Genomic DNA, 22,481 nt, shown 5'->3' with positions numbered 1-22,481 from the left:
GCATAATAACAAACATCCATGGTAGCGAAAGCGCCAGCTGACTTGAGGTTGAACAGTCCCGTGAATGTTGATTTGCACTGCCACAGCACGGCCTCCGATGGCGCCCTGGCGCCCGCGGCTCTGGTTGCGCGTGCGTTCGAGAAAGGCGTGCGAGTCCTGGCCCTGACCGATCATGACACCCTGGAAGGCCTCGACGAGGCTCGCCTCGCGGCCCAGGAACTGGGCATGCAGCTGGTCAATGGCGTCGAATTGTCCTGCACCTGGGGTGGGGCGACCATTCATGTGCTGGGCTACGGCTTCGACGTCAATGCGCCGTCATTGGTCGAAGCCATCGGCAAATTGCACGACGGTCGCTGGCTGCGGTCCGAAGAAATAAGCCGCAAGCTGGCGCTCAAAGGCATGCCGGGCGCCCTCGAAGGGGCCCGGGCGATCCAGCAGGAACTGGGCGACAGCGGCAATGCGCCGGCCCGGCCGCACTTTGCCGATTACCTGGTGCGCGCCGGTTTCGTGAAGGACCGCGCCGAGGCTTTTCGCAAATGGCTGGGGGCCGGCAAGCTGGGCGACGTCAAGCAGCACTGGCCGACCCTCGAGGAAACCGTCGAGACGCTGCGCGCGGCGGGGGCCTGGGTCAGCCTGGCCCATCCCTGGCATTACGATTTCACCCGCAGCAAACGTCGCCGCCTGATTGCCGACTATATTCAAGCAGGTGGCCACGCGATCGAGGTGGTCAACGGCCATCAACCCGCCGAGCAGGTGGGCAGCCTGGCCATCCTTGCTCGGGAGTTCGGTCTGCTGGTGAGCGCCGGCAGTGATTTTCATGGTCCTGGAGGCTGGTCCGAGATAGGCGAGTATCGCCCGGTTCCGGAGGATCTGCCGCCGCTTTGGTGTCGGTTCAAACATGACCCAATTATTGCCGCCGTCTGAACAGGTAGAGAATGTGAGTCAATTTTTCCAGATTCATCCGGAAAACCCGCAACCGCGCCTGATCAAACAGGCTGTCGAAATCATCCGCTCAGGGGGCGTGGTGATTTACCCGACCGACTCGTCCTACGCCATTGGCTGCCAGATCGGCGACAAGAGTGCGGTCGAGCGCGTGCGGCGCCTGCGGCAACTGGATGACAAACACAACTTCGCGCTGATCTGCAGCGACCTGTCGCAGCTGGGCCTGTTCGCCAAGATCGATACCGGCACCTTTCGCCTGCTCAAGGCGCATCTGCCTGGGCCTTACACCTTCATCCTCAACGCCACCCGCGAAGTGCCGCGGCTGTTGCTGCACCCGAAGAAACGCACCATCGGCCTGCGGGTGCCAAGCCATCCGATCGCCCTGGCGCTGCTGGCCGAACTCGGCGAGCCGCTGATGAGTGTCAGCCTGATCATGCCCGGCGAAACCGAGCCGATGAACGATCCTTATGAAATGCGCCAACTGCTCGAGCATCAGGTCGACCTGATCATCGACGGCGGTTTTGGCGGCATCATGGCCTCCACCGTGATCAACCTGGCCGATGGCGAGCCGGAAGTGATCCGTATCGGCTGCGGCGACCCGGCTCCCTTCATGGTCGAGGCCTGAATGTCCGCAGTGGAACACGTCGACGACCAGGCCGGAGCGCAGCAGGAGCTGCCCTTTGCGATGGTCTACGGCCAGGCGGTCATGGAAATGCCGCAGGACCTGTACATCCCGCCGGACGCCCTGGAAGTCTTTCTCGAAGCCTTCGAAGGCCCGCTCGACCTGCTGCTGTATCTGATCCGCAAACAGAACATCGACATCCTCGACATCCCGGTGGCGGAAATCACCCGCCAGTACATGGGCTATGTCGAATTGATGCAGTCGGTGCGCCTGGAGCTGGCCGCCGAATACCTGGTGATGGCGGCCATGCTGGCCGAGATCAAGTCGCGCATGTTGTTGCCGCGCTCGGCCGAGGTGGAAGAGGAGGAGGAAGACCCGCGCGCCGAACTGATCCGTCGCCTGCAGGAGTACGAGCGCTTCAAGGCCGCCGCCGAAGGCATCGATGGCCTGAGCCGGGTCGGCCGCGACGTCATAGTGCCCAAGCTCGACGCCCCGGAAGCCCGGGCGCGCAAGCTGTTGCCGGATGTCGCCCTGGAAGAGGTGCTGATGTCCATGGCCGAGGTGCTGCGCCGTGGCGACATGTTCGAAAGCCATCAGGTCAGCCGCGAGGCGCTGTCCACCCGCGAGCGCATGAGCGAGGTGCTGGAGCGGCTCAAGGGCGGTGGTTTTGTGCCCTTTGTCGAGCTGTTCACCGCAGAAGAAGGACGCCTGGGGGTGGTGGTGACCTTCATGGCGATCCTCGAACTGGTCAAGGAATCCCTGGTCGAGCTGGTACAGAATGAGCCCTTCACGGCTATCCATGTGCGGGCGCGAGCCGAATAACGAGCTGAAACAATGAATCTGAATGAACCCCGCGAGCTGGCGTCGCTGCTTGAAGCCTTTCTGTTGGCCTCGGGAAAACCGCAATCCATGGAGCGCCTGTTCGAACTTTTCGAGGAAGGCGAGCGTCCGGACCCCGCGGTCTTCAAGAAGGCCCTGACCATTCTGGGCAAGTCCTGCGAGGGGCGGGCCTTCGAACTCAAGGAAGTGGCCTCCGGTTATCGCCTGCAGGTGCGGGAAAAATTCGCGCCCTGGGTCGGCCGGCTGTGGGAAGAACGGCCCCAGCGCTACTCCCGGGCGATGCTGGAGACCCTGGCGCTGATCGCCTACCGCCAGCCGATCACCCGGGGCGAGATCGAGGACGTGCGGGGCGTGGCGGTCAACAGCCAGATCGTCAAGACCTTGCTGGAGCGCGAGTGGATTCGAGTGGTCGGCTACCGTGACGTGCCGGGCAAGCCGGCGATGTTCGCCACCACCAAGGCGTTTCTCGATCACTTCAACCTGAAGAACCTCGACGACCTGCCGCCGCTGGCCGAGCTGCGCGAGATCGAGACCGAGCCGGTCCTCGACTTCGACGACGTGCCGGTGCCCGCTAGCCTGCAAGCCCTGGCCGACGCCAGCGCCGAACCGGAAGAGCCGAAGGAAGAGACCAGTTTCCACACCTTGCTGCTGGAGCTGGACTCGATGGAGGAGGGGATCAAGACCGACTTCGACGATCTGCATCGCGATGGCGCGGTCGAGCCGTCCGGGGACGATGTGATTGCCGGCGCCGAGGTGGATGCCGAGATCAGCGCCGAAGCGCACACTCGTATCGAAGCCGAAGCCGAAGCCGAAGCCGAAGCCGAAGCCGAAGCCGAAGCGCCGGCCGAATACGAGGCCGAGCTCGAAGCGGATGTCGACGATGAACAGGAGCGCGAGGTCGACGACGATGTGCTCGGCGTCGCCGAAGCCCGCGCCAAGCTGCTGGCCGCCGTGGCAGCGCTGGAACCGCCGGCTCCGGAGTTGAGCGACGAAGAGGCCGAAGCCCTGGCGCTGGCCGAGGCCATCGAGAACGAAAGACGCCTGCTCGAAGACGATTGAGACGCCTCGTCGCCTGCGCTGCCACCGGCCAGCGGAAAAACCGGCAGGCCACCATTTATCGGCTAGTCTCTGATGCGCAATCGGCGCCATGAGCGTATGATTCGCGACCCTTTGGCGATCCCTTCGCCACAAGACCTGTTTTTACTACCGTTCAGGCCGCTCAAGCCTGAATCGACACACCGGGAGGTGCCCAGATGAGTGAAGATCAGCAAGACCACCAGGAAATCGGCCCAGCAGGCGAAAAACTGCAGAAAGTCCTCGCCCGTATCGGCGTCGGCTCGCGCCGTGACGTGGAATCCTGGATCAGCCAGGGCCGGATCAAGGTCAATGGCAAAGAGGCCACCCTTGGCCTGCGCGTCGACCTGCACGACGCCATCTCCATCGATGGCAAGGTGATCAAGCGCGAAGAGGCGTCCGAATCGGTCCGCCGCGTGATCATGTACAACAAGCCCGATGGCGAAATCTGCACCCGTGACGACCCGGAAGGCCGTCCGACCGTGTTCGACAAGCTGCCGCGTCCACGGGAAGGCCGCTGGATCAATATCGGTCGCCTCGACATCAACACCACCGGCCTGCTGATGTTCACCACCGACGGTGAGCTGGCCAACCGCCTGATGCACCCGTCCTATGAAATGGACCGTGAGTACGCGGTACGTGTGCGTGGCGAAGTCGACGACGAGATGATCGAGCGCCTGAAAGCCGGCGTGATGCTCGAAGACGGCCCGGCCAAGTTCACCGACATCCAGCAGGCGCCCGGTGGTGAAGGTTTCAACCATTGGTACCACTGCGTGGTGATGGAAGGCCGCAACCGTGAAGTGCGTCGCCTGTGGGAATCCCAGGGCCTGGTGGTCAGCCGCCTGAAGCGCGTGCGTTTCGGTCCGGTGTTCCTCAACTCCGACCTGCCGATGGGCCGCTGGCGCGAAATGAGCCAGTACGAAGTGGACGTCCTCAGTGCCGAGGTTGGCCTGACGCCGGTGGCGATGCCGCAGCTCAACGCCAAGAGCAAGGACAAGCTGGAACGCATGCAGCGCAAATCCTCGCGCCCGGTGGGCAAGAGCGAGCGCGTGCGGACCCTGCGTCCGGCCCATGGCGCGCCTGCCGCCGGTGCCCCGCGCCCGTCGCGCGAGCCGCAGATCGAAGGCGAGCGTCCGGGCCGCAAGCCCGCGCCACGCCAGGATGGCGAGCGCGCTCCACGGGCGCCGCGTCCGGCTGCCGGTCGGGGTGAGTCGGGCCGCGGTACGCCAGTGGCGGATCGTCCGAGCGACACCAAGCGCCCGGCCAAGCCAGCGCCGAAGTCCAAGCGTCCGGGCATTGTCCTGGTCGACAAGGACGCACCGTCGGGCAAGCGCCGTGGCGCTCCGGCCGGTTCCGGCCAGCGTCCGGGTTTCGGTCGCCGCAAGCCTGAGTGAGGCAGCCTGAGCCGCAAGCTGTAAGCAACAAGAAAAAACGCCAACCTCAGGGTTGGCGTTTTTTTTGCCTTTATCTCTATGTAGCCGCAGGCTCAGAACACAAACCTGCCATCGAACACCGGCTGGTCGTCCAGCGCCAGCACCCCGCTGGCAAAGATCAGGTCCAGGTGATGGCTGCCCTTGGCCCCGCCGCCCAGCCCCAGGTGCAGGCCGCAATGGCGCTCCTCGAAACCCGAATTGCGCGCGTAGAGGTCTTTCACCCCTTCGTTGGTGCCGATGCCCAGCTCCTCGATGCGCCGGTTGGACGGGTTGGCATCCAGGTATTTGTTGAAGTCCTCCGCCAGCCCCGGCACGTCGGTGGCGATGCGGCTGATGGTGGAATTCTCGATCCACAGTTCCAGTGGCGATTGCAGCACGCCGTACTTGCGCGCGAAGGGGATGGTGCCGAGGAAGGTGCCGACGAATTTCACCCGGCCATTGATGGCCTCGCTGTGGCTGGCGATTTCTCCGGGCGCCAGGTCGTAGTTGCCCACGCCGTTGATATTGGTCCACTTCTTGATGCTGTCCAGCGGCGCTTCGAAGTACGAGCCGTGGTCGTCGCGAAAGCTCAGGGTGGTGGCCTCGGACATGTGGCGGATCAGGGTCGCGTTGAGCTCGGCGATGCGTTGCGGCTCGACGCTGAAGGTGTCGTAGAAGTAGTCGCCGTAGTCCTTGAACAGCAGCGACTTCTTCCAGTTCTCGGCCATCACGCCCTGCAGCGCCTGGATAAACTCCGGGCCTTGCGGGCGGGGCGGCGAGAGGGTGGAGGAGTCGTAGAAGAAGATATACAGATCGCAGTCGGCGATGGCTTGGGCCAGCGCCGAGGTGGGTTCGAGGTCGAGACGCAGGGCTGTGAAACTGAAGGGCTCACCAGCCTGCTCGATGATGGCGGCGCTGGTGGCGGTGTATTCGGCGGTGTGGCCGATCAGGACCCTGGCGTTCTGGCGCTCGGCCAGGGCCGGGTGGTGTTCGAGGTAGTAAAGGAAATGCCGGATGGCAGCGGTGTTGTCCATGGATCCTCCCTGACAGACAGCGGATGGAGGCAGGGGCGACCGCCGGGCCGCTCCTGCCTGAAGGCCCTTTTTACAAAGGCCACATCGCCGTGCCGAACGGTACTACCGCGTCGGCCTGCATCATTTCCACCGCGGCCTCGTGGGTCGCTGCTTCAAACCAATCGTCCAGTTGCAGTTCAGTGTCCAAGTCTTTTTCCAGTGCTTGCATCGTGAATCTCCTAGATGACTTTTTCGGATAAAAGCAGTTTCGGATAAAAGCAGTCGATGAGACGGCTCGGGCGTTCTACGGGGAGTGCTTGAAAGCCCCAACTGCTCAATATGGCCGCTCGGCTTGCCGGGGTGTGGTCCGGCAAGTGGCTGGAAACCTAGTCCAGGGTTTTTTGAAATGCAAAAAAATAATTGAATTATTTTTAATGAACTTTTTGTTCTGTTTTTGCGCTGGGAAATTATCAAGAAAAAACAAAAAGCTGAGCGAGCAGACAGATAAAAAAGCGCTGGCCGTCAATTTGCAGTCGCCGATGTCACTGATCTGAGGTGGAAAAAATACGTTCCGCCTTGTAAAGAAATACTTACGAAAAGTCCGCTATCGATTCATCGAATCGACCCTTGTTCGGCGCTGTAAGAAAAACCTTCCGTTGTTGCCTCGATACAGCTCGCCGCCGGGCTCCAAGCCGCTTGTTCCGCGGCCTCAAGGCAGGTGTGATGCAGCCCATGCCTGTGTGCAGGTGCATAACAAGAAGGAGGCGCAATGAACGCCGTGGCTCACCTCAACCTATTCCCTCCGAAGGGCGATTGCTGTCGTACCTTCGTCGACGACCCCGACGGGTCTGTCCCGAACCTTGCCGCCGATGCCGAGCATCGAGCAGGCCCCGTGCGATTCCGGCACCCGACGCGCTGATAAGCCGCGTCTGGCGGCAGGGAGTCAGGGGTGTACAATGCGCGGCGTTTTAACTGTGACTCAACTGCGTATCCGCGCATTTTGCGCCCCAACGACTGGTTTCGACGCGTGACGAGCCCTGGCTCGAATGCTCGAGACACGCTCCCAAGGCCAATAATCTCAAGGCTATCCGCCTTGTTCACTCCGCCGCGTCACAAGCGTGGTGGGTTCGATTTCGTCACAGATAAAAACAAACAGGTGACGCATGACCGTTAAACAAACGCTGAACTCCTGGTGCCTGCGCTGGGGTTTGATCCGCGCTGCTTAAGCCTGCTGTCGGCTGCAACGTCTATCGAACATCATCAAACCTTGCGTGAGACCCTTTTCATGAGTGGACAAAACTCGCATTCAGGCGAGCTGAAGCGCGGCCTGAAAAATCGCCATATTCAACTGATCGCCCTGGGCGGCGCGATCGGTACCGGATTGTTCCTGGGCTCCGCCGGCGTGCTCAAGTCGGCCGGGCCGTCGATGATCCTCGGCTATGCCATCTGCGGTTTCATCGCCTTCATGATCATGCGCCAGCTCGGCGAGATGATCGTCGAAGAGCCGGTAGCCGGTTCCTTCAGCCATTTCGCGCACAAGTACTGGGGCGGTTTCGCCGGTTTCCTGTCGGGCTGGAACTGCTGGATTCTGTACATCCTGGTGGGTATGTCGGAGCTGACCGCGGTCGGCAAGTACGTGCACTACTGGTGGCCGGACGTGCCGACCTGGGCTTCGGCCGCGGCGTTCTTCGTGCTGATCAACCTGATCAACCTGGCCAACGTCAAAGTCTTCGGTGAAGCCGAGTTCTGGTTCGCGATCATCAAGGTGGTGGCCATCGTCGGCATGATCGCCCTGGGCAGCTACCTGCTGGTCAGCGGTCACGGCGGCCCGCAGGCTTCGGTGAGCAACCTGTGGGAACACGGCGGGTTCTTCCCCAATGGCGTCAGCGGCCTGGTGATGGCCATGGCGATCATCATGTTCTCCTTCGGCGGCCTGGAGATGCTCGGGTTTACCGCGGCCGAGGCCGACAAGCCGAAGACCGTGATTCCCAAGGCCATCAACCAGGTGATCTACCGCATCCTGATTTTCTACATCGGTGCCCTGGTCGTGCTGTTGTCCCTGACCCCATGGAACAGCCTGCTGGAGACCCTGAATGCCTCCGGCGATGCCTACAGCGGCAGCCCGTTCGTCCAGGTGTTCTCGATGCTGGGCAGCGATACCGCGGCGCATATCCTCAACTTCGTGGTCCTGACCGCGGCCTTGTCGGTGTACAACAGCGGCACCTACTGCAACAGCCGCATGCTGCTGGGCATGGCCGAACAGGGCGACGCGCCGAAAGTCCTGGCGAAGATCGACAAGCGCGGCGTGCCGGTGATGTCGATCCTGGCCTCGGCGGTGGTGACCTTCGTCGCCGTGGTGCTCAACTACCTGATCCCACAGCACGCCCTGGAGCTGCTGATGTCGCTGGTGGTCGCGACCCTGGTGATCAACTGGGCGATGATCAGTTACTCGCACTTCAAGTTCCGCCAGCACATGAACCGCACGAAACAATCGCCGCTGTTCAAGGCGCTGTGGTATCCCTACGGCAACTACGTCTGCCTGGCGTTCGTGGTGTTCATCCTCGGTATCATGCTGATGATTCCGGGCATCCAGATCTCGGTGTACGCGATTCCGGTGTGGGTCGCCTTCATGTGGGTCTGCTACGGCATCAAGAACAAGCGCAGCGCGCAGCACAGCCTGCAGGCGGCCAACGCTTCGCTGAAGTGAGGCTCGCGCAGTAACGGAAAACCCGGCTTCGGCCGGGTTTTTTGTGGGCGCTGCAAATCCGCAGGCGCGGTATCCTGAACGCCCTGAAAGCGGATGTCTTTTCCATGCTGGTGATTTCCAACAACGTGCATCTGCCGGATGCCGAGATCGAGTTGACCGCCATTCGCGCGCAAGGCGCGGGTGGGCAGAACGTCAACAAGGTTTCCAGCGCGGTGCACCTGCGCTTCGACATTCCGGCCTCGTCGCTGCCGCCGTTCTACAAGGAGCGGCTGCTGGCGCTGCGCGACAGTCGCATCACCAGCGACGGGGTGATCGTCATCAAGGCCCAGCAATACCGCACCCAGGAACAGAACCGCGCCGATGCCCTGGAGCGTCTGGTGGAGCTGATCCTCGGCGCCATCAAGGTGGAGAAGAAGCGCCGGCCGACCAAGCCGACCCTGGGTTCGAAGACCCGGCGCCTGGAGTCCAAGAGCAAGCGCGGCAACATCAAGGCCGGCCGCGGCAAGGTCGACTACTAACGCTCGCCGCGCTCCTCGCGATACTTCGGTGCCTGGCGGTACAGGTAGAGGCTCAGCAGCAAACCGCTGCAGGCGGCGAGGGCGGCGAACAGGAAGATCGAGGCAAAGCCGAAACCGGCGGCGATCGCCCCGGCCAGCGGTCCGGTGATCCCCAGCGACAGGTCGATGAACAGCGAATAGGCACCCACCGCCGCGCCACGGCTGGAGGCGGGAACCAGGTTGACCGCTTCCACCCCCAGCGCCGGGAACACCAGGGAGAAGCCGAAGCCGCTCAGCGCCGTGCCGGCCAGGGCCCAATGGGCATCCGGCGCCAGCCACAACAGCAGCAGGCCGAGGGTTTCCACCGACAGGCAGGCGATCGCCACGCGAAAGCCGCCGAGGCGGTTGATCAGGTTGCCGAACAGCAGGCGCGCGCCGATAAAGCTGGCGCCGAACAGGCTCAGGCACAGCACCGCGTTGGACCAGTTCTGGGTGGCGTAATACAGGGTGATGAAGGTGGCGATGGTGCCAAAGCCGATCGAGCCCAGGGCCAGGCCGCAGCCGTGGGGGAATACCCGGCCCAGGACATGGATAAATGGCAGGCGCTCACCGGCGACGATCGGCGCCGCCCGTTTCGGCCAGGCCAGCGCCAGGCCGAGGAGCGCCAGGAGGATGATGCTCACGCCCATGCTCCACAGTCCCAGGCGATCCACCAGCAGCACCCCCAGCGGCGCGCCGACGGCCAGCGCGCCATAGCTGGCGATGCCGTTCCAGGAAATCACCTTGGCGGTGTTCTGTGCGCCGACGCGGCCGATGCCCCAGCCGATGGAGCCCGAGCCCACCAGGCTCTCGGCGCTGCCCAGCACTAGGCGCCCGACCAGCAGGCTGGCCAGGCTCAGCACCGGCAGGCTGTGCAGCCATGCCGACAACAGCATGAACACACCGCTCAGGCCGCAGCCGGCCAGGCCGTACATCACCGCGCGCTTGCTGCCGAGGTTGTCGATGATCTTCCCGGCATAGGGGCGGCTGAGCAGGGTGGCCAGGTATTGCACGCTGATCACCAGCCCGGCGATCACCGCGCCGAAGCCCAGCTCGCTGTGCACGTAGCCCGGCAGCACGGCCAGGGGGATGCCAATGTTCAGGTAGCCGATAAAGGTGAAAAGGACGATGGAGACGACTTGCAGCGTGACCGCCAAGGGGCGCTGGGTATCTGGCATGGGAAAGGTCCACGGGCGCGGCAGAGATAGATAGGCTGCTTATGATACCGAGGCTTGAAACGATTCAGGTGGAGAAATCGATGTTCTGGCGCAAGTTTTTGCGCGTCGCGGGGTCAGGCTTGGGCTGGGGCCAGCAATTGCGTGGTGACCAGGGCGGCCAGGGCGTTTTCCTGGGTGCCGAAGCGCGCCAGCAGGGCGGCCTGTTTTTCCGGCGTCAGGCGGTTCCAGATCTCGATCATCTTTTCGGCGGTGCCGATCAAAACACTGGCTTGGGTTTCGCTGAAGGCGTCGGTCATGGAGGCGGTTCTCGAAAGCGGGTTTCAGGCGGTGTGGAAAGCGCATCAAAGAGCGCTTTCCACACGGTCTGGGTGTTGCGGTCAGTCTTCGCTGTCGGCCTTGTGACCGGGTGCGGCTTCTTTCGGCTCGGGCTGTTGGGCGCCGGCTTGTTGCGGGGTTGTCTGCTCAGTTTCGTGCAGGCTTGGGAAGGGGAGATTAGGAATCTCGTGCATGTTCGTTGCTCCTCGCAAGGTCTGTTTTTTAAATCGCTGGGTAGATCCGCGCTTTTAAAAAGCCTGGGCAGGATACAGCACCGGAAATGACAAAAAGATTTTTATCACGGCTTTTAGGATGAAAGGAGTTTCATCGGGCGGGGGATCGTTGAAGAGCATCGCGAGCAAGCTCGCTCCTACAAAAGCACCTGCTTGTAAGAGCGAGCTTGCTCGCGATCAGGGTGTCACTTGCAGACTGCGGCGATGGCTTCGGCCAACAGGTCCAGGCGGGTGGCGTCGATGCCAGCGACGTTGGCCCGCCCGGAGCTGACCATGTACACGCTGTGCTGATCGCGCAGTTTGCCGACCTGTTCCGGCGTCAGGCCGGTGTAGGAGAACATCCCGCGTTGCACGCCAATGTGGGCGAAGCGCTCGGCCAGGCCGAAGGGTTGCAGCGCCTCCACCAGGCCTGAACGCAACTGCGCGATGCGCAGGCGCATGGCTTCCACTTCGTCGGCCCAGAGGCTTTTCAGCTCCGGGTCGCCGAGGATGGTGGCGACCACCGCGGCGCCGTGATCCGGTGGGGTGGACCACAGGTTGCGGGCGATGTGGGCCAGTTGGCTGCGTACGTCCAGCAGCTTTTCCGCGTCCCGGGTGCAGACGATCAGCGCGCCGGTGCGGTCGCGGTACAGGCCGAAGTTCTTCGAGCAGGAACTGGTGATCAGCAGCTCGGGCAGTTCGGCCGCGAACAGCCGTACCGCCCAGGCATCCTGCTCCAGGCCGTCGCCGAAGCCCTGGTAGGCGAAGTCGATCAGCGGCAGCAGGTGGCGGCTGCGCACCACGTCCAGCACCCGATGCCAGTCATCGTGGCTCAGGTCGAAACCGGTGGGGTTGTGGCAGCAAGCGTGCAACAGCACCACGTCGCCCTTGGGCACCTGGTTCAGGGTCGCCAGCATGGCCTCGACGTCGAGGCGGTTGTCGCTGCCGACGTAAGGGTAGTGGCTGACCGGGATGCCGGCGGCGGCAAAGATGGTTTCGTGTATCGGCCAGGTCGGGTTGCTCAACCACACGCCACGGCCCGGCAGGCAGTGGGCGATGAAGTCGGCGCTCAGGCGCAGCGCGCCGGTGCCGCCTGGGGTCTGGGTGGCGCCGGCGCGGCGTTCGGCGATCAGCTGCGAATCGGCGCCCAGCACCAGTTCATTGATCACCTTGCCAAAGGCCGCGTCGCCGTGGCCGCCGATGTAGATCTTGGTGGTCTGCCGGTCGACCAGGCGCTGCTCGGCCAGCTTGACCGACCGGGGGATCGGCGTCAGGCCCTGGGAATCCTTGTAGACACCGACGCCGAGGTCGAACTTGCGTGGGTTGCAGTCCGACGCATAGGCCTCCATCAGGCCAAGAATCGGGTCGCCGGGTACTCGGCCTATGGCGTCGAAATGCATTACTTGCGTCCTTCTGCGGTCTTGGCCACTTCGTCGGTGCGGGCGGCCATGATGAAGTCGTTGCGGTGCAGGCCCTTGATGGAGTGGCTCCACCAGGTCACGGTGACCTTGCCCCATTCGGTGAGCAGGCCAGGATGATGACCTTCTGCCTCGGAAATTTCACCTATTGCGTTGGTAAAGGCCAGGGCGAACTTGAAGTTTTTGAACAGGAAGACTTTTTCCAGTTGCATGACGCCATCGCGCACTTCGATGTTCCAGTCGGGGATCTGCTTGATCAGTACCGGCAGTTCTTCGTCGCTGACTTGTGGAGCATCGGCGCGGCAGGCTTCGCAATGGGCTTGGTTGAGAGCGGTCATGGTGGGTTCCTGAAGTCGGTTCTTGTTGGAAATTACGGGTTTTATGAGCGCCGCGCGAGGGCAGGGTGCTCAGGCCGCCTTGGGTTTGGGCGGAAACTTGGGTGCGTGCAGGCCCATCTGCATGCCCTGGTGCACCAGGGCCATGATGTCTTCATGGGCCAGGTCGAACAGGCGCTTGAGGTTGGGCAGCACAAAGTAGATGGGTTGCAGGATATCGATGCGGTACGGGGTGCGCATCGCTTCCAGCGGGTCGAAGGCCTGGTGCTCGGGCACGTCCGACAGGCAGTAGACGGTTTCCTTCGGCGAGGAGAGGATGCCGCCGCCGTAGATGCGCTGGCCTTGCGGGGTGTCCAGCAGGCCGAATTCGATGGTCATCCAGTACAGGCGCGCCAGGTACACCCGTTCTTCCTTGGTGGCCTGCAGGCCGAGCTTGCCGTAGGTATGGGTGAATTCGGCGAACCAGGGGTTGGTCAGCAGCGGGCAGTGGCCAAAGATCTCGTGGAAGATGTCCGGCTCTTGCAGGTAGTCCAGTTCTTCGCGGGTACGAATAAAGGTCGCGACCGGAAACTGTTTGCTGGCGAGCAATTCGAAGAAGGTCTGGAAGGGGATCAGCGCTGGCACCCGGGCTACCTGCCAGCCGGTGGTTGCGCTCAGCACCTTGTTGATTTCGCCCAGCTGCGGGATGCGGTCGTGGGGCAGGCCGAGTTTCTCGATGCCGTCCAGGTATTCCTGGCACGCGCGACCCTCGATCACTTTCAGCTGACGGGTGATCAGGGTGTTCCACACCGCGTGTTCTTCATCGGGGTAGTGGATAAAACCTTGCGCGTCGGGCTCGCGGGCCACGTACTGCGTCTGCTTCATGCTGCTCTCCTGTCAGGGGCTGCTTCTTGTTATCAGTTGACGCTAGAGATAACCCAAGGTTGCAGCCCATGCAGCAGGTTGACGTGAACGTAATGGGCGGATCAGGGCTGATTTCGTAAAGTTTTCGTTACGAAAGCATCGCGGGACCGCTAATACTGAGAATAGTCGATTTGAAAAGGCCGGCGACTGTCACATAATCTTGACGATTATCTGCGTCACACCGCAGAAAGTTCCTGTCGGACGGTGCCAAAAACGCCGCTTTCTGGCATTCACGCCCTCCATTACCTGTCTCGGGCCTTCCTTCTATGCGTATCAAAGTCCACTGCCAGAATCGCATCGGCATCCTGCGCGACATTCTCAACCTGCTGGTGGAATACGGCATCAACGTGGCCCGGGGGGAGGTGGGCGGCGAACATGGCAATGCCATCTACCTGCATTGCCCGAACCTGATCAATCTGCAGTTCCAGGCATTGCGACCGAAGTTCGAGTCGATCGCCGGGGTGTTCGGGGTCAAGCGCGTTGGGCTGATGCCCAGCGAGCGGCGGCACATGGAACTCAATGCCTTGCTCGGGGCCCTGGAGTTTCCGGTGTTGTCCATCGACATGGGCGGCTCCATCGTCGCCGCCAACCGCGCGGCGGCGCAGCTGTTGGGCGTGCGGGTGGACGAGGTGCCGGGGATTCCGCTGTCGCGCTATGCCGAGGATTTCGACCTGCCGGAACTGGTGCGGGCCAACAAGTCGCGGATCAACGGCCTGCGGGTCAAGGTCAAGGGTGACGTGTTTCTGGCGGACATCGCACCGCTGCAATCGGAGCACGACGACAGCGAGGCCATGGCCGGCGCGGTGCTGACGCTGCACCGCGCGGACCGGGTCGGCGAGCGCATCTACAACGTGCGCAAGCAGGAACTGCGCGGCTTCGACAGCATCTTCCAGAGTTCGAAAGTCATGGCCGCGGTGGTCCGCGAAGCGCGGCGCATGGCACCGTTGGACGCGCCGCTGCTGATCGAGGGCGAGACCGGCACCGGCAAGGAACTGCTGGCGCGTGCCTGCCACCTGGCCAGCCCGCGCGGGCAATCTCCGCTGATGGCGCTCAACTGCGCCGGCCTGCCGGAATCCATGGCCGAGACTGAGCTGTTCGGCTACGGGCCGGGGGCCTTCGAAGGCGCGCGGGCCGAAGGCAAGCTCGGGCTGCTGGAACTGACCGCCGGCGGCACGCTGTTTCTCGATGGGGTGGGGGAGATGAGCCCGCGCTTGCAGGTCAAGCTCCTGCGCTTTCTGCAGGACGGCTGCTTCCGTCGGGTTGGCAGCGACGAAGAGGTGTACCTGGACGTGCGGGTGATCTGTGCGACCCAGGTCGACCTGTCCGAGCTGTGCGCCCGCGGCGAGTTCCGCCAGGACCTGTATCACCGCCTCAACGTCCTGTCGTTGCACATCCCGCCGCTGCGCGAGTGCCTCGACGGCCTGACACCGCTGGTGGAGCACTTCCTCGACCAGGCCAGCCGGCAGATCGGCTGCGCCTTGCCCAGGCTGGCGCCGGCGGCCATGGAGCGCCTCAGTCATTACCACTGGCCGGGCAACGTGCGGCAGCTGGAAAACGTGCTGTTCCAGGCGGTGTCCCTGTGCGACGGCGGCACGGTCAAGGCCGAGCACATTCGCCTGCCGGACTATGGCGTGCGCCAACCCCTTGGTGACTTCTCCCTGGAAGGCGGGCTCGACGACATCGTCGGGCGCTTCGAAAAGGCGGTGCTCGAACGCCTGTATTCCGAGCACCCCAGCAGCCGTCAGCTCGGCAAGCGCCTGGGCGTGTCGCACACCACCATCGCCAACAAACTGCGCGAATACGAAGTCGGCAAGAACGCCGACGAAAGCTGAATCCTGTAGCCGCTGCCGCAGGCTGCGATCGGCTGCGTAGCAGGCGCCAGACCTTAAGTCTGCGATCGGGTCGAGGTCATGCGTTGCCAGTCTTGCGAGTCCTGCGGCCTCGATCGCAGCCTGCGGCAGCGGCTACAGGAGCAGTGGCGAGGCTCAGGAGTGCCCTGGAGGCCGAGGCTTGCCGTAAGCGGCATATCTGCGCCGGTTTTTCGTCTTTGACACAATCCCCCGATTCCCTTCGAACGCCCTCAAGCTCCCGGATTTCCTGCCTTCGACCGCCTGCAAAACAAGTTGGTGCGCTTATTGCTTATGGCTCAGCAGTACAGCGGTGGACGGCAAACGTCCGACATGCAGAGGAAAGACTGTGGACAAGTACCTTTATGTGGCCATGACCGGTGCCAGCCAGAATGCGCTGGCGCAAAAGGCGCATGCCAACAACCTGGCGAACATCTCCACCAACGGTTTCCAGCGCGACCTGGAGCAGGCGCGTTCGATGCCGGTGTTTGGTGACAGCTTTCCGGCGCGGGCCTTTGCCATGTCCGAACGGCCGGCTACCGATTTCACCCCGGGCTCGCTGGTGGAAACCGGTCGCGACCTCGACGTGGCGGTCAGCGGCAATGGCTGGATCGCCGTGCAGACCCCGGAGGGCGGTGAAAGCTACGTGCGCACCGGCAGCCTGAACATCGACGCCCTGGGCGTGCTGCGCGCCGGCAACGGCATGCCGGTGATCGGCAACGGCGGCCCGATCGCCGTGCCGCCGGAGCAGCAGGTGGAAGTCGGCCAGGACGGCACCATCAGCATCCGCGCCATGGGTGAAGGCCCACGGGTGATGGCCGAGGTCGACCGCATCAAGCTGGTCAACCCGGACCTGAAGAACATGACCAAGGGTCTGGACGGTTCGATCCATACCAAGGACGGCAAGCCGGCAGCGGCTGACGCCAATGTGCAACTGGTCTCGGGATTCCTCGAGTCGAGCAACGTCAATGCGGTCGAGGAAATGACCTCGGTGCTGGCGCTCTCCAAGCAGTTCGAACTGCACATCAAGATGATGAACACCGCCAAAGAAGACGACCAGGCCATGGCTCGGGTCTTGCAGATCAGCTAATTACCAGTACGTCGCGCCGTAAAACAGGCGCACGAGGAGAATCGAATGCTTCCGGCTCTGTGGGTTGCCAAAACAGGTCTGTCCGCCCAGGACACTAACCTGACCACCATTTCCAACAACCTGGCGAACGTTTCGACCACGGGTTTCAAACGTGATCGCGCCGAGTTCCAGGACCTGCTGTATCAGATCAAGCGTCAGCCTGGCGCCCAGTCGACCCAGGACAGCGAGCTGCCGTCGGGCCTGCAATTGGGTACAGGTGTGCGCATCGTCGGCACCCAGAAGAACTTCACCGCCGGCAGCCTGCAGACCACCGAGCAGCCGCTGGACATGGCCATCAACGGCCGCGGTTTCTTCCAGGTCCTGCAACCGGACGGCACCACGTCCTATACCCGTGACGGCACCTTCCACCTGGATTCCAACGGCCAGATCGTCACCGCCAACGGCTTCGCGCTGGAGCCGGCGATCGTCGTGCCGAACGACGCCCAGACCTTCACCGTGGGCCAGGACGGCACCGTCTCGATCACCACCGCCGGCAACCCGGCCTCGCAAGTGATCGGCAACCTGCAGACCGCCGACTTCATCAACCCGGCCGGCCTGCAAGCGACGGGCAACAACCTGTTCCTGGAAACCGCCGCCAGCGGCGCGCCGCAAGTCGGTACCCCGGGCCTCAACGGCTTTGGCACCACCCTGCAGAACACCCTGGAGACCTCCAACGTCAGCACCGTTGAGGAGATGGTCAACATGATCACCACCCAGCGCGCCTACGAGATGAACTCCAAGGTGATCTCCACCGCCGACCAGATGCTCTCGTTCGTCACGCAGAATCTGTAATCAAGTCCTAGGGGCGGCCCTGGGGCCGCCAGCAACACCATGAGGTAGGGTCATGAATCGCTTTGTATCTGTTCTCGCATTGAGTGGGTTCGTTGTGCTCGGAGGCTGCGTGGCCCCGACGCCGAAGCCCAATGACCCGTATTACGCTCCGGTGTTGCCACGTACTCCGTTGCCGGCTGCGGCCAACAACGGCTCGATCTACCAGGCCGGCTTCGAGCAGAACCTGTACAGCGATCGCAAGGCGTTCCGCGTGGGCGACATCATCACCATCACCCTCAACGAGCGGACCCAGGCGAGCAAGAACGCCAACTCGCAGGTCGACAAAAACAGCAAGACTGGCATCGGCCTGACCTCGTTTTTCGGTGGCGGCCTGAGCACCAATAACCCGGTGGGCGGCGGCGACTTGAGCCTGGACGTCGGCTACAGCGGCGACCGGGCCACCAAGGGCGACAGCAAGTCCGGCCAGAGCAACAGCCTGACCGGTTCGATCACCGTGACGGTGGCCGACGTACTGCCCAACGGCATCATCGCCGTGCGCGGCGAGAAGTGGCTGACCCTCAACACCGGCGACGAGCTGGTGCGGATTGCCGGCCTGGTGCGCGCCGACGATATCGCCACCGACAACACGGTGTCCTCGACCCGCGTCGCCGACGCCCGCATCACCTATTCGGGCACCGGTGCCTTTGCCGATGCGAGCCAGCCGGGCTGGTTCGACCGTTTCTTCCTCAGCCCGCTGTTCCCTTTCTAGGTGGCTACGTTGAATTTCAAACGCCTCATGCTGGCCGCGCTGTTGCTTTCGGCGGCCTGCCACGCTCAAGCCGAACGGCTGAAGGACATCGCCAGCATTTCCGGCGTGCGTTCCAACCAGTTGATCGGCTACGGCCTGGTGGTCGGGCTTAACGGCACCGGCGACCAGACGACCCAGACACCCTTCACCCTGCAGACCTTCAACAACATGCTGTCGCAGTTCGGCATCAAGGTGCCGCCGGGTTCCGGCAACGTGCAGTTGAAGAACGTCGCGGCGGTATCGGTGAGCGCCGATCTGCCGGCGTTCGCCAAGCCGGGGCAGCAGGTGGATATCACCGTGTCCTCCATCGGCAACTCCAAGAGCCTGCGCGGCGGCACCTTGCTGCTGACGCCACTCAAGGGGATCGACGGCAACGTCTACGCCATCGCCCAGGGCAACCTGGTGGTGGGCGGTTTCGACGCCGAGGGTCGTGACGGTTCGAAGATCACGGTCAACGTTCCGTCGGCCGGTCGCATCCCGGGCGGTGCCTCGGTGGAGCGCGCGGTACCGAGCGGTTTCAACCAGGGCAACAGCCTGACCCTGAACCTCAACCGTTCCGACTTCACCACCGCCAAGCGCATCGTCGACAAGATCAACGACATGCTCGGCCCGGGCGTGGCCCAGGCCATCGACGGCGGTTCTATCCGCGTTACCGCGCCACTCGATCCGAGCCAGCGCGTTGACTATCTGTCGATCCTCGAGAACCTGGAAATCGATCCGGGGCAGGCGGTGGCCAAGGTCATCATCAACTCGCGTACCGGCACCATCGTCATCGGCCAGAACGTCAAGGTCTCGCCAGCCGCCGTGACCCACGGCAGCCTCACCGTGACCATCACCGAAGACCCGATCGTCAGCCAGCCGGGCCCGCTGTCCAACGGCCAGACCGCGGTCGTGCCACGCTCGCGGGTCAACGCCGAGCAGGAAGCCAAGCCGATGTTCAAGTTCGGCCCGGGCACCACCCTCGACGAGATCGTGCGTGCGGTGAACCAGGTCGGCGCGGCACCGGGCGACCTGATGGCGATCCTCGAAGCCTTGAAACAGGCCGGCGCGCTGCAAGCCGACCTGATCGTGATTTGAGGTAGGGGCCATGGATATTCGCAAGAGCGGCCTGGTCAGCAGCGGCGATTCGGGTTCCTACTCGGACCTCAACCGGCTTAACCAGCTCAAGGTCGGCGACAAGAACAGCGACGCCAACATGCGCAAGGTGGCGCAGGAGTTCGAGTCGCTGTTCCTCAACGAAATGCTCAAGTCCATGCGTTCGGCCACCGAAGCGCTGGGCAAGGACAACCCGCTCAACACCCCGGCGGCCAAGCAATATCAGGAAATGTACGACCAGCAACTGGCGGTTTCCATGTCCCGCGAGGGTGGCGGCATCGGCCTGGCCGATGTGCTGATGCGCCAGATGTCGAAGAACAAATCCACTAATCCTGCCGCGGCGGCGACCTTGCCTGGCGCCCAGGCTGAAAAGGTCGCGACGCCAACCGCCATCGCTGCCGGCACCACCGCTTTGGGCGGGCCGTTGTCGCGGGTCAATGGCCAGCGTCCGTTGTGGGCGTCTCGTGCGCTGGAACCGCAGCGCGCCGCCGACAGCGGTACCCATAACGATATGGCGCTGCTCAACCAGCGGCGTATTTCCCTGCCGAGCAAGCTGACCGATCGCCTGCTGGCGGGCATCGTGCCGTCGGCCGACAGCGCCGCCGTCAACAGGACGGCCTTGCCGGAACGCACCACGGCCGCTACTGACGCGCTGGTCAAGAACAGCTCGCGCAGCTTTGCCGCGGTGCCCCACGGACGCATGCAGATCTACGGTCGCGCCGTGGCCCAGCCACCGTTGGCGCCGGCGAAGAAAGCCTTCAGCTCGGCGGACGAATTCGTCGCCACCATGCTGCCGATGGCGCAGCAGGCCGCCGACCGCATCGGTGTCGATCCGCGCTACCTGGTGGCCCAGGCCGCGCTGGAAACCGGCTGGGGCAAATCGGTGATGCGCCAGCAGGACGGCAGCAGCAGCCACAACCTGTTCGGCATCAAGGCCGGCAGCAGTTGGAAGGGCGACCAGGCGCGGGCGATCACCAGCGAATTCAGAAATGGCCAGATGGTCAAGGAGACGGCCGAGTTCCGTTCCTATGCCTCGTATCAGGACAGCTTCCACGACCTGGTGACCTTGTTGCAGAGCAATAATCGCTATCAAGAAGTGCTGAAGTCGGCCGATAACCCAGAACAGTTTGTACGCGAGTTGCAAAAGGCCGGGTATGCAACCGACCCGGACTACGCAAGCAAGATTTCGCAGATTGCCAAGCAGATGAAGAGCTACGAGAACTACGCTGCGGCGGGCGCTTCCACGAATTTATAAGGTCTGAATCATGAGTTTGCTCAATATCGGGATGTCGGGGCTGTCAGCCAGCCAAACGTCGTTGATGACCACGGGTAACAACATCGCCAACGCCGATACCGCCGGTTATTCGCGCCAGCAGACCGTGCAGGGCAGCAAGGCTTCGAACCAGTACGGCAATGTCTTCATCGGCAGCGGTACCACCCTGGCCGACGTGCGCCGGGTGTACAACAGCTACCTGGACGCCCAGCTGCAGACCACCACCTCGCTGAACAGCGATGCCGCCGCTTACCTGGGGCAGATCACCCCGGTGGACAAGTTGCTGTCGGACAGCGGCACCGGCATCACCGGCGCGCTGACCAAATTCTTTGCCTCGATGCAGAACGTCAACGCCAAGCCGGCCGACGATGCTTCGCGCCAATTGCTGCTCAGCGATGCGCAAGCCCTGAGCAACCGCTTCAACTCGGTTTCCAGCCAGTTGAACGAGCAGAACGCCAACATCAACGGCAACCTGAGCAGCATGGCTGACCAGGTCAACAAGCTGGCGGCCACTGTCGCCCAGCTGAACCAGAAGATTTCCGAAGTCTCCAGCGGCGGCGGCATGCCCAACGACCTGCTCGACGCGCGCAACGAGACGCTGCGCCAGCTGTCGACCTTCGTCAAAGTGGATGTCTCGGAGCGCGGCTCGAGCGTCGACCTGTACCTGGGCAGCGGCCAGCCGCTGGTCGTGGGCAACACCTCCAGCAAGCTGGAAGTGGTTGCCGGCAAGACCGACCCGACCCGTTCCTCGCTGCAGCTCAATCGCGGTTCGAGCACTATCGATGTGACCTCGGTGGTCACCGGTGGCGAGATCGGCGGCCTGCTGCGCTATCGCAACGAGGTGCTGGACCCGGCGATGAACGAACTGGGGCGCGTGGCCCTGGTGATCGCCGACCAGGTCAACAGCCAGCTCGGACAAGGCATCGACAAGAACGGCGAGTTCGGCGCGGCGCTGTTCAACAACATCAACAGTGCGGCCCTGATCAGCCAGCGCAGCATTGCCAACGGCAACAACAGCGCAGGCTCGGGCAACCTCGACGTGACTATCAAGGACACCGGCAAGCTGACCATCAGCGACTACCAGGTGACCTTCACCAGTGCTACCGACTACACGGTCAAGCGCTCCGACGGCACCAGCCTGGGCGCGTTCAGCACCACCACCACGCCGCCACCGGTGATCGACGGTTTTACCCTGAGCCTCAACGGCGGGGCGATGAGCGCCGGCGACAGTTTCAAGATCACCCCGACCCGTAACGCGGCGACCACGATCAAGACCGAGCTGACCGACGCCAAGCGCCTGGCCATCGCCGCGCCGCTGAATGCCGAGGTACTGCCGGGGGCCACCGGTTCGCTGAGCATTCCGGGTCTGCCGACAGTCAAGCCGGCGCTGGACATCTACAACTCGGCCGCCAATGCCGAGATGCAGACCGCGATCAAGAACTCGGTGCCGGTCAAGCTGGTCTTCGACGCCCCCGCGGGCGGTAGCCAGGGCTACAAGTACTACGATGCCAAGGGCACGTTGATGGGCACCGGTTCGATCGTCCCGGGGCAGAACAACACCCTGAACCTGCAGATCAAGATGGTCGATGCCAGCGGCAACCCGATCACCGACGGCGGCACACCGCCGGTACAGAAAACCTTCACCGTGGAAATGAGCGTCGCCGGTTCGCCGAAGGAAGGCGAAGGGCTGAACGTCAAGTTCAACGGCGCCGGTTCCACCGACAACCGCAACGGCACCGCCCTGGCGGGCCTGCAGAGCAAGCAGACCGTCGATACCGGTTCGGCCAGCAAGGGCATCACCCTGGTCGACGCCTACGGCAAGCTGGTGGAGAACGTCGGTGCCAAGGCCAGCCAGGGCAAGCTCGACAGCGCGGCCACCGAGACGATCCTGGCCAACGCCAAGGGCGCGCGGGATTCGTTGTCCGGGGTCGACCTGGATCAAGAGACCGGCAACCTGGTCAAGTACCAGCAGTACTACACCGCGTCCTCGCAGATCATCAAGGCGGCGCAGGAAACCTTCGCCACCCTGATCAACAGCCTTTAAGGAGTCG

23 protein-coding genes are annotated in these 22,481 nt (G+C 63.0%); 15 read left to right on the top strand and 8 right to left on the bottom strand.

What is annotated here, in order from left to right; translation table 11 throughout:
• The first annotated feature begins 60 nt into the window (after window positions 1–60).
• The 5 genes from CRO75_RS03815 to rluB all read left to right on the top strand — a co-directional run bounded on the left by CRO75_RS03815 (window position 61) and on the right by rluB (window position 4,872).
• On the top strand, window positions 61–924 hold the full coding sequence (locus CRO75_RS03815) for a PHP domain-containing protein (RefSeq protein ID WP_085530131.1): 864 nt from the start codon (window positions 61–63) through the stop codon (window positions 922–924).
• A 13-nt stretch (window positions 925–937) separates the two neighbouring features.
• A complete protein-coding gene (locus tag CRO75_RS03810) occupies window positions 938–1,567 on the top strand; it encodes an L-threonylcarbamoyladenylate synthase (protein WP_009042694.1) in 630 nt (209 codons plus the stop codon).
• 120 nt (window positions 1,568–1,687) lie between these two features.
• Window positions 1,688–2,386, top strand: a complete 699-nt coding sequence (locus CRO75_RS03805; protein ID WP_172962981.1) for a ScpA family protein — start codon at window positions 1,688–1,690, stop codon at window positions 2,384–2,386.
• A 12-nt stretch (window positions 2,387–2,398) separates the two neighbouring features.
• Window positions 2,399–3,463, top strand: a complete 1,065-nt coding sequence (gene scpB / locus CRO75_RS03800) for an SMC-Scp complex subunit ScpB (protein WP_097134476.1) — start codon at window positions 2,399–2,401, stop codon at window positions 3,461–3,463.
• A 194-nt stretch (window positions 3,464–3,657) separates the two neighbouring features.
• Window positions 3,658–4,872 carry a 23S rRNA pseudouridine(2605) synthase RluB gene (rluB, locus tag CRO75_RS03795; protein WP_097134475.1) on the top strand — a complete coding sequence of 405 codons (1,215 nt, stop codon included), beginning with the start codon at window positions 3,658–3,660 and terminating at the stop codon, window positions 4,870–4,872.
• A 92-nt stretch (window positions 4,873–4,964) separates the two neighbouring features.
• On the opposite strand, the gene CRO75_RS03790 is transcribed toward rluB, so the two are convergent.
• The gene (locus CRO75_RS03790; RefSeq protein ID WP_097134474.1) at window positions 4,965–5,924 is read right to left on the bottom strand and encodes a leucyl aminopeptidase; all 960 of its coding nucleotides are present in this window, start codon (window positions 5,922–5,924) and stop codon (window positions 4,965–4,967) included.
• Between the two features lie 70 nt (window positions 5,925–5,994).
• Window positions 5,995–6,132: a hypothetical protein gene (locus CRO75_RS32960; protein ID WP_007930088.1), complete on the bottom strand. Its 138-nt coding sequence runs from the start codon at window positions 6,130–6,132 to the stop codon at window positions 5,995–5,997.
• Window positions 6,133–6,220: 88 nt separating this feature from the next.
• Here CRO75_RS32960 and CRO75_RS32495 point away from each other — a divergent pair, with 88 nt between their 5' ends.
• From CRO75_RS32495 to arfB, 3 genes are all read left to right on the top strand, one after another.
• Window positions 6,221–6,457, top strand: coding sequence for a hypothetical protein (locus CRO75_RS32495; protein WP_143503883.1), 237 nt, complete (start codon window positions 6,221–6,223; stop codon window positions 6,455–6,457).
• A 731-nt stretch (window positions 6,458–7,188) separates the two neighbouring features.
• Window positions 7,189–8,610 (top strand): amino acid permease, encoded by a 1,422-nt coding sequence (locus CRO75_RS03785; protein WP_007930090.1) that lies wholly within the window; start codon window positions 7,189–7,191, stop codon window positions 8,608–8,610.
• Between the two features lie 104 nt (window positions 8,611–8,714).
• Complete coding sequence (gene arfB / locus CRO75_RS03780; RefSeq protein ID WP_007930091.1) at window positions 8,715–9,128, top strand: alternative ribosome rescue aminoacyl-tRNA hydrolase ArfB; 414 nt, start codon at window positions 8,715–8,717, stop codon at window positions 9,126–9,128.
• On the opposite strand, the gene CRO75_RS03775 is transcribed toward arfB, so the two are convergent.
• The 6 genes from CRO75_RS03775 to phhA all read right to left on the bottom strand — a co-directional run bounded on the left by CRO75_RS03775 (window position 9,125) and on the right by phhA (window position 13,468).
• On the bottom strand, window positions 9,125–10,324 hold the full coding sequence (locus CRO75_RS03775) for an MFS transporter (protein ID WP_097134473.1): 1,200 nt from the start codon (window positions 10,322–10,324) through the stop codon (window positions 9,125–9,127). The two genes, arfB and CRO75_RS03775, sit on opposite strands and share 4 nt — an antisense overlap.
• A 113-nt stretch (window positions 10,325–10,437) precedes the next feature.
• Window positions 10,438–10,620, bottom strand: a complete 183-nt coding sequence (locus CRO75_RS03770) for a hypothetical protein (protein ID WP_053277930.1) — start codon at window positions 10,618–10,620, stop codon at window positions 10,438–10,440.
• Window positions 10,621–10,701: 81 nt separating this feature from the next.
• Complete coding sequence (locus CRO75_RS33505; protein WP_007930094.1) at window positions 10,702–10,833, bottom strand: hypothetical protein; 132 nt, start codon at window positions 10,831–10,833, stop codon at window positions 10,702–10,704.
• 224 nt (window positions 10,834–11,057) lie between these two features.
• Window positions 11,058–12,251, bottom strand: a complete 1,194-nt coding sequence (locus CRO75_RS03765) for an amino acid aminotransferase (RefSeq protein WP_097134472.1) — start codon at window positions 12,249–12,251, stop codon at window positions 11,058–11,060.
• Window positions 12,251–12,607 carry a 4a-hydroxytetrahydrobiopterin dehydratase gene (locus tag CRO75_RS03760; RefSeq protein WP_009042703.1) on the bottom strand — a complete coding sequence of 119 codons (357 nt, stop codon included), beginning with the start codon at window positions 12,605–12,607 and terminating at the stop codon, window positions 12,251–12,253. The genes CRO75_RS03765 and CRO75_RS03760 overlap by 1 nt, the downstream gene beginning before the upstream one ends.
• Before the next feature lie 69 nt (window positions 12,608–12,676).
• Window positions 12,677–13,468: a phenylalanine 4-monooxygenase gene (gene phhA / locus CRO75_RS03755; RefSeq protein WP_009042704.1), complete on the bottom strand. Its 792-nt coding sequence runs from the start codon at window positions 13,466–13,468 to the stop codon at window positions 12,677–12,679.
• A gap of 305 nt (window positions 13,469–13,773) precedes the next feature.
• Between phhA and CRO75_RS03750 the strand changes: the two genes are divergently transcribed.
• The 7 genes from CRO75_RS03750 (at window position 13,774) to flgK (ending at window position 22,474) form a co-directional block, all read left to right on the top strand.
• Complete coding sequence (locus CRO75_RS03750) at window positions 13,774–15,339, top strand: sigma-54-dependent phenylalanine hydroxylase transcriptional regulator PhhR (protein WP_009042705.1); 1,566 nt, start codon at window positions 13,774–13,776, stop codon at window positions 15,337–15,339.
• Window positions 15,340–15,703: 364 nt separating this feature from the next.
• Window positions 15,704–16,444 (top strand): flagellar basal body rod protein FlgF, encoded by a 741-nt coding sequence (locus CRO75_RS03745; RefSeq protein WP_009042706.1) that lies wholly within the window; start codon window positions 15,704–15,706, stop codon window positions 16,442–16,444.
• Between the two features lie 45 nt (window positions 16,445–16,489).
• Window positions 16,490–17,275 carry a flagellar basal-body rod protein FlgG gene (flgG, locus tag CRO75_RS03740; protein ID WP_009042707.1) on the top strand — a complete coding sequence of 262 codons (786 nt, stop codon included), beginning with the start codon at window positions 16,490–16,492 and terminating at the stop codon, window positions 17,273–17,275.
• Between the two features lie 52 nt (window positions 17,276–17,327).
• Entirely contained in the window at window positions 17,328–18,023 is a 696-nt protein-coding gene (gene flgH / locus CRO75_RS03735) for a flagellar basal body L-ring protein FlgH (RefSeq protein WP_007922701.1), read from the top strand.
• Window positions 18,024–18,050: 27 nt separating this feature from the next.
• Entirely contained in the window at window positions 18,051–19,139 is a 1,089-nt protein-coding gene (locus CRO75_RS03730; RefSeq protein ID WP_080748366.1) for a flagellar basal body P-ring protein FlgI, read from the top strand.
• Between the two features lie 10 nt (window positions 19,140–19,149).
• Window positions 19,150–20,412, top strand: coding sequence for a flagellar assembly peptidoglycan hydrolase FlgJ (flgJ, locus tag CRO75_RS03725; protein WP_097134471.1), 1,263 nt, complete (start codon window positions 19,150–19,152; stop codon window positions 20,410–20,412).
• Between the two features lie 10 nt (window positions 20,413–20,422).
• Window positions 20,423–22,474, top strand: coding sequence for a flagellar hook-associated protein FlgK (flgK, locus tag CRO75_RS03720; RefSeq protein ID WP_009042710.1), 2,052 nt, complete (start codon window positions 20,423–20,425; stop codon window positions 22,472–22,474).
• Window positions 22,475–22,481: the final 7 nt, after the last annotated feature.

Source organism: Pseudomonas sp. LAMO17WK12:I10, assembly GCF_900215185.1.
GTDB lineage: Bacteria > Pseudomonadota > Gammaproteobacteria > Pseudomonadales > Pseudomonadaceae > Aquipseudomonas > Aquipseudomonas chlororaphis.
This window is presented reverse-complemented; position numbering and strand designations above follow the sequence as displayed.

Excerpts from the sequence above, each read along its gene's own strand:
- CRO75_RS03760 (WP_009042703.1), bottom strand. The coding sequence starts at position 12,607 with ATGACCGCTCTCAACCAAGCCCATTGCGAAGCCTGCCGCGCCGATGCT.
- CRO75_RS03750 (WP_009042705.1), top strand. The coding sequence starts at position 13,774 with ATGCGTATCAAAGTCCACTGCCAGAATCGCATCGGCATCCTGCGCGAC.
- CRO75_RS03785 (WP_007930090.1), top strand. The coding sequence starts at position 7,189 with ATGAGTGGACAAAACTCGCATTCAGGCGAGCTGAAGCGCGGCCTGAAA.
- flgJ (WP_097134471.1), top strand. The coding sequence starts at position 19,150 with ATGGATATTCGCAAGAGCGGCCTGGTCAGCAGCGGCGATTCGGGTTCC.
- scpB (WP_097134476.1), top strand. The coding sequence starts at position 2,399 with ATGAATCTGAATGAACCCCGCGAGCTGGCGTCGCTGCTTGAAGCCTTT.
- flgK (WP_009042710.1), top strand. The coding sequence starts at position 20,423 with ATGAGTTTGCTCAATATCGGGATGTCGGGGCTGTCAGCCAGCCAAACG.
- flgH (WP_007922701.1), top strand. The coding sequence starts at position 17,328 with ATGAATCGCTTTGTATCTGTTCTCGCATTGAGTGGGTTCGTTGTGCTC.
- flgG (WP_009042707.1), top strand. The coding sequence starts at position 16,490 with ATGCTTCCGGCTCTGTGGGTTGCCAAAACAGGTCTGTCCGCCCAGGAC.
- rluB (WP_097134475.1), top strand. The coding sequence starts at position 3,658 with ATGAGTGAAGATCAGCAAGACCACCAGGAAATCGGCCCAGCAGGCGAA.
- CRO75_RS03730 (WP_080748366.1), top strand. The coding sequence starts at position 18,051 with ATGCTGGCCGCGCTGTTGCTTTCGGCGGCCTGCCACGCTCAAGCCGAA.
- phhA (WP_009042704.1), bottom strand. The coding sequence starts at position 13,468 with ATGAAGCAGACGCAGTACGTGGCCCGCGAGCCCGACGCGCAAGGTTTT.
- CRO75_RS32960 (WP_007930088.1), bottom strand. The coding sequence starts at position 6,132 with ATGCAAGCACTGGAAAAAGACTTGGACACTGAACTGCAACTGGACGAT.
- CRO75_RS03775 (WP_097134473.1), bottom strand. The coding sequence starts at position 10,324 with ATGCCAGATACCCAGCGCCCCTTGGCGGTCACGCTGCAAGTCGTCTCC.
- CRO75_RS03770 (WP_053277930.1), bottom strand. The coding sequence starts at position 10,620 with ATGACCGACGCCTTCAGCGAAACCCAAGCCAGTGTTTTGATCGGCACC.
- arfB (WP_007930091.1), top strand. The coding sequence starts at position 8,715 with ATGCTGGTGATTTCCAACAACGTGCATCTGCCGGATGCCGAGATCGAG.
- CRO75_RS03765 (WP_097134472.1), bottom strand. The coding sequence starts at position 12,251 with ATGCATTTCGACGCCATAGGCCGAGTACCCGGCGACCCGATTCTTGGC.
- CRO75_RS33505 (WP_007930094.1), bottom strand. The coding sequence starts at position 10,833 with ATGCACGAGATTCCTAATCTCCCCTTCCCAAGCCTGCACGAAACTGAG.
- CRO75_RS03790 (WP_097134474.1), bottom strand. The coding sequence starts at position 5,924 with ATGGACAACACCGCTGCCATCCGGCATTTCCTTTACTACCTCGAACAC.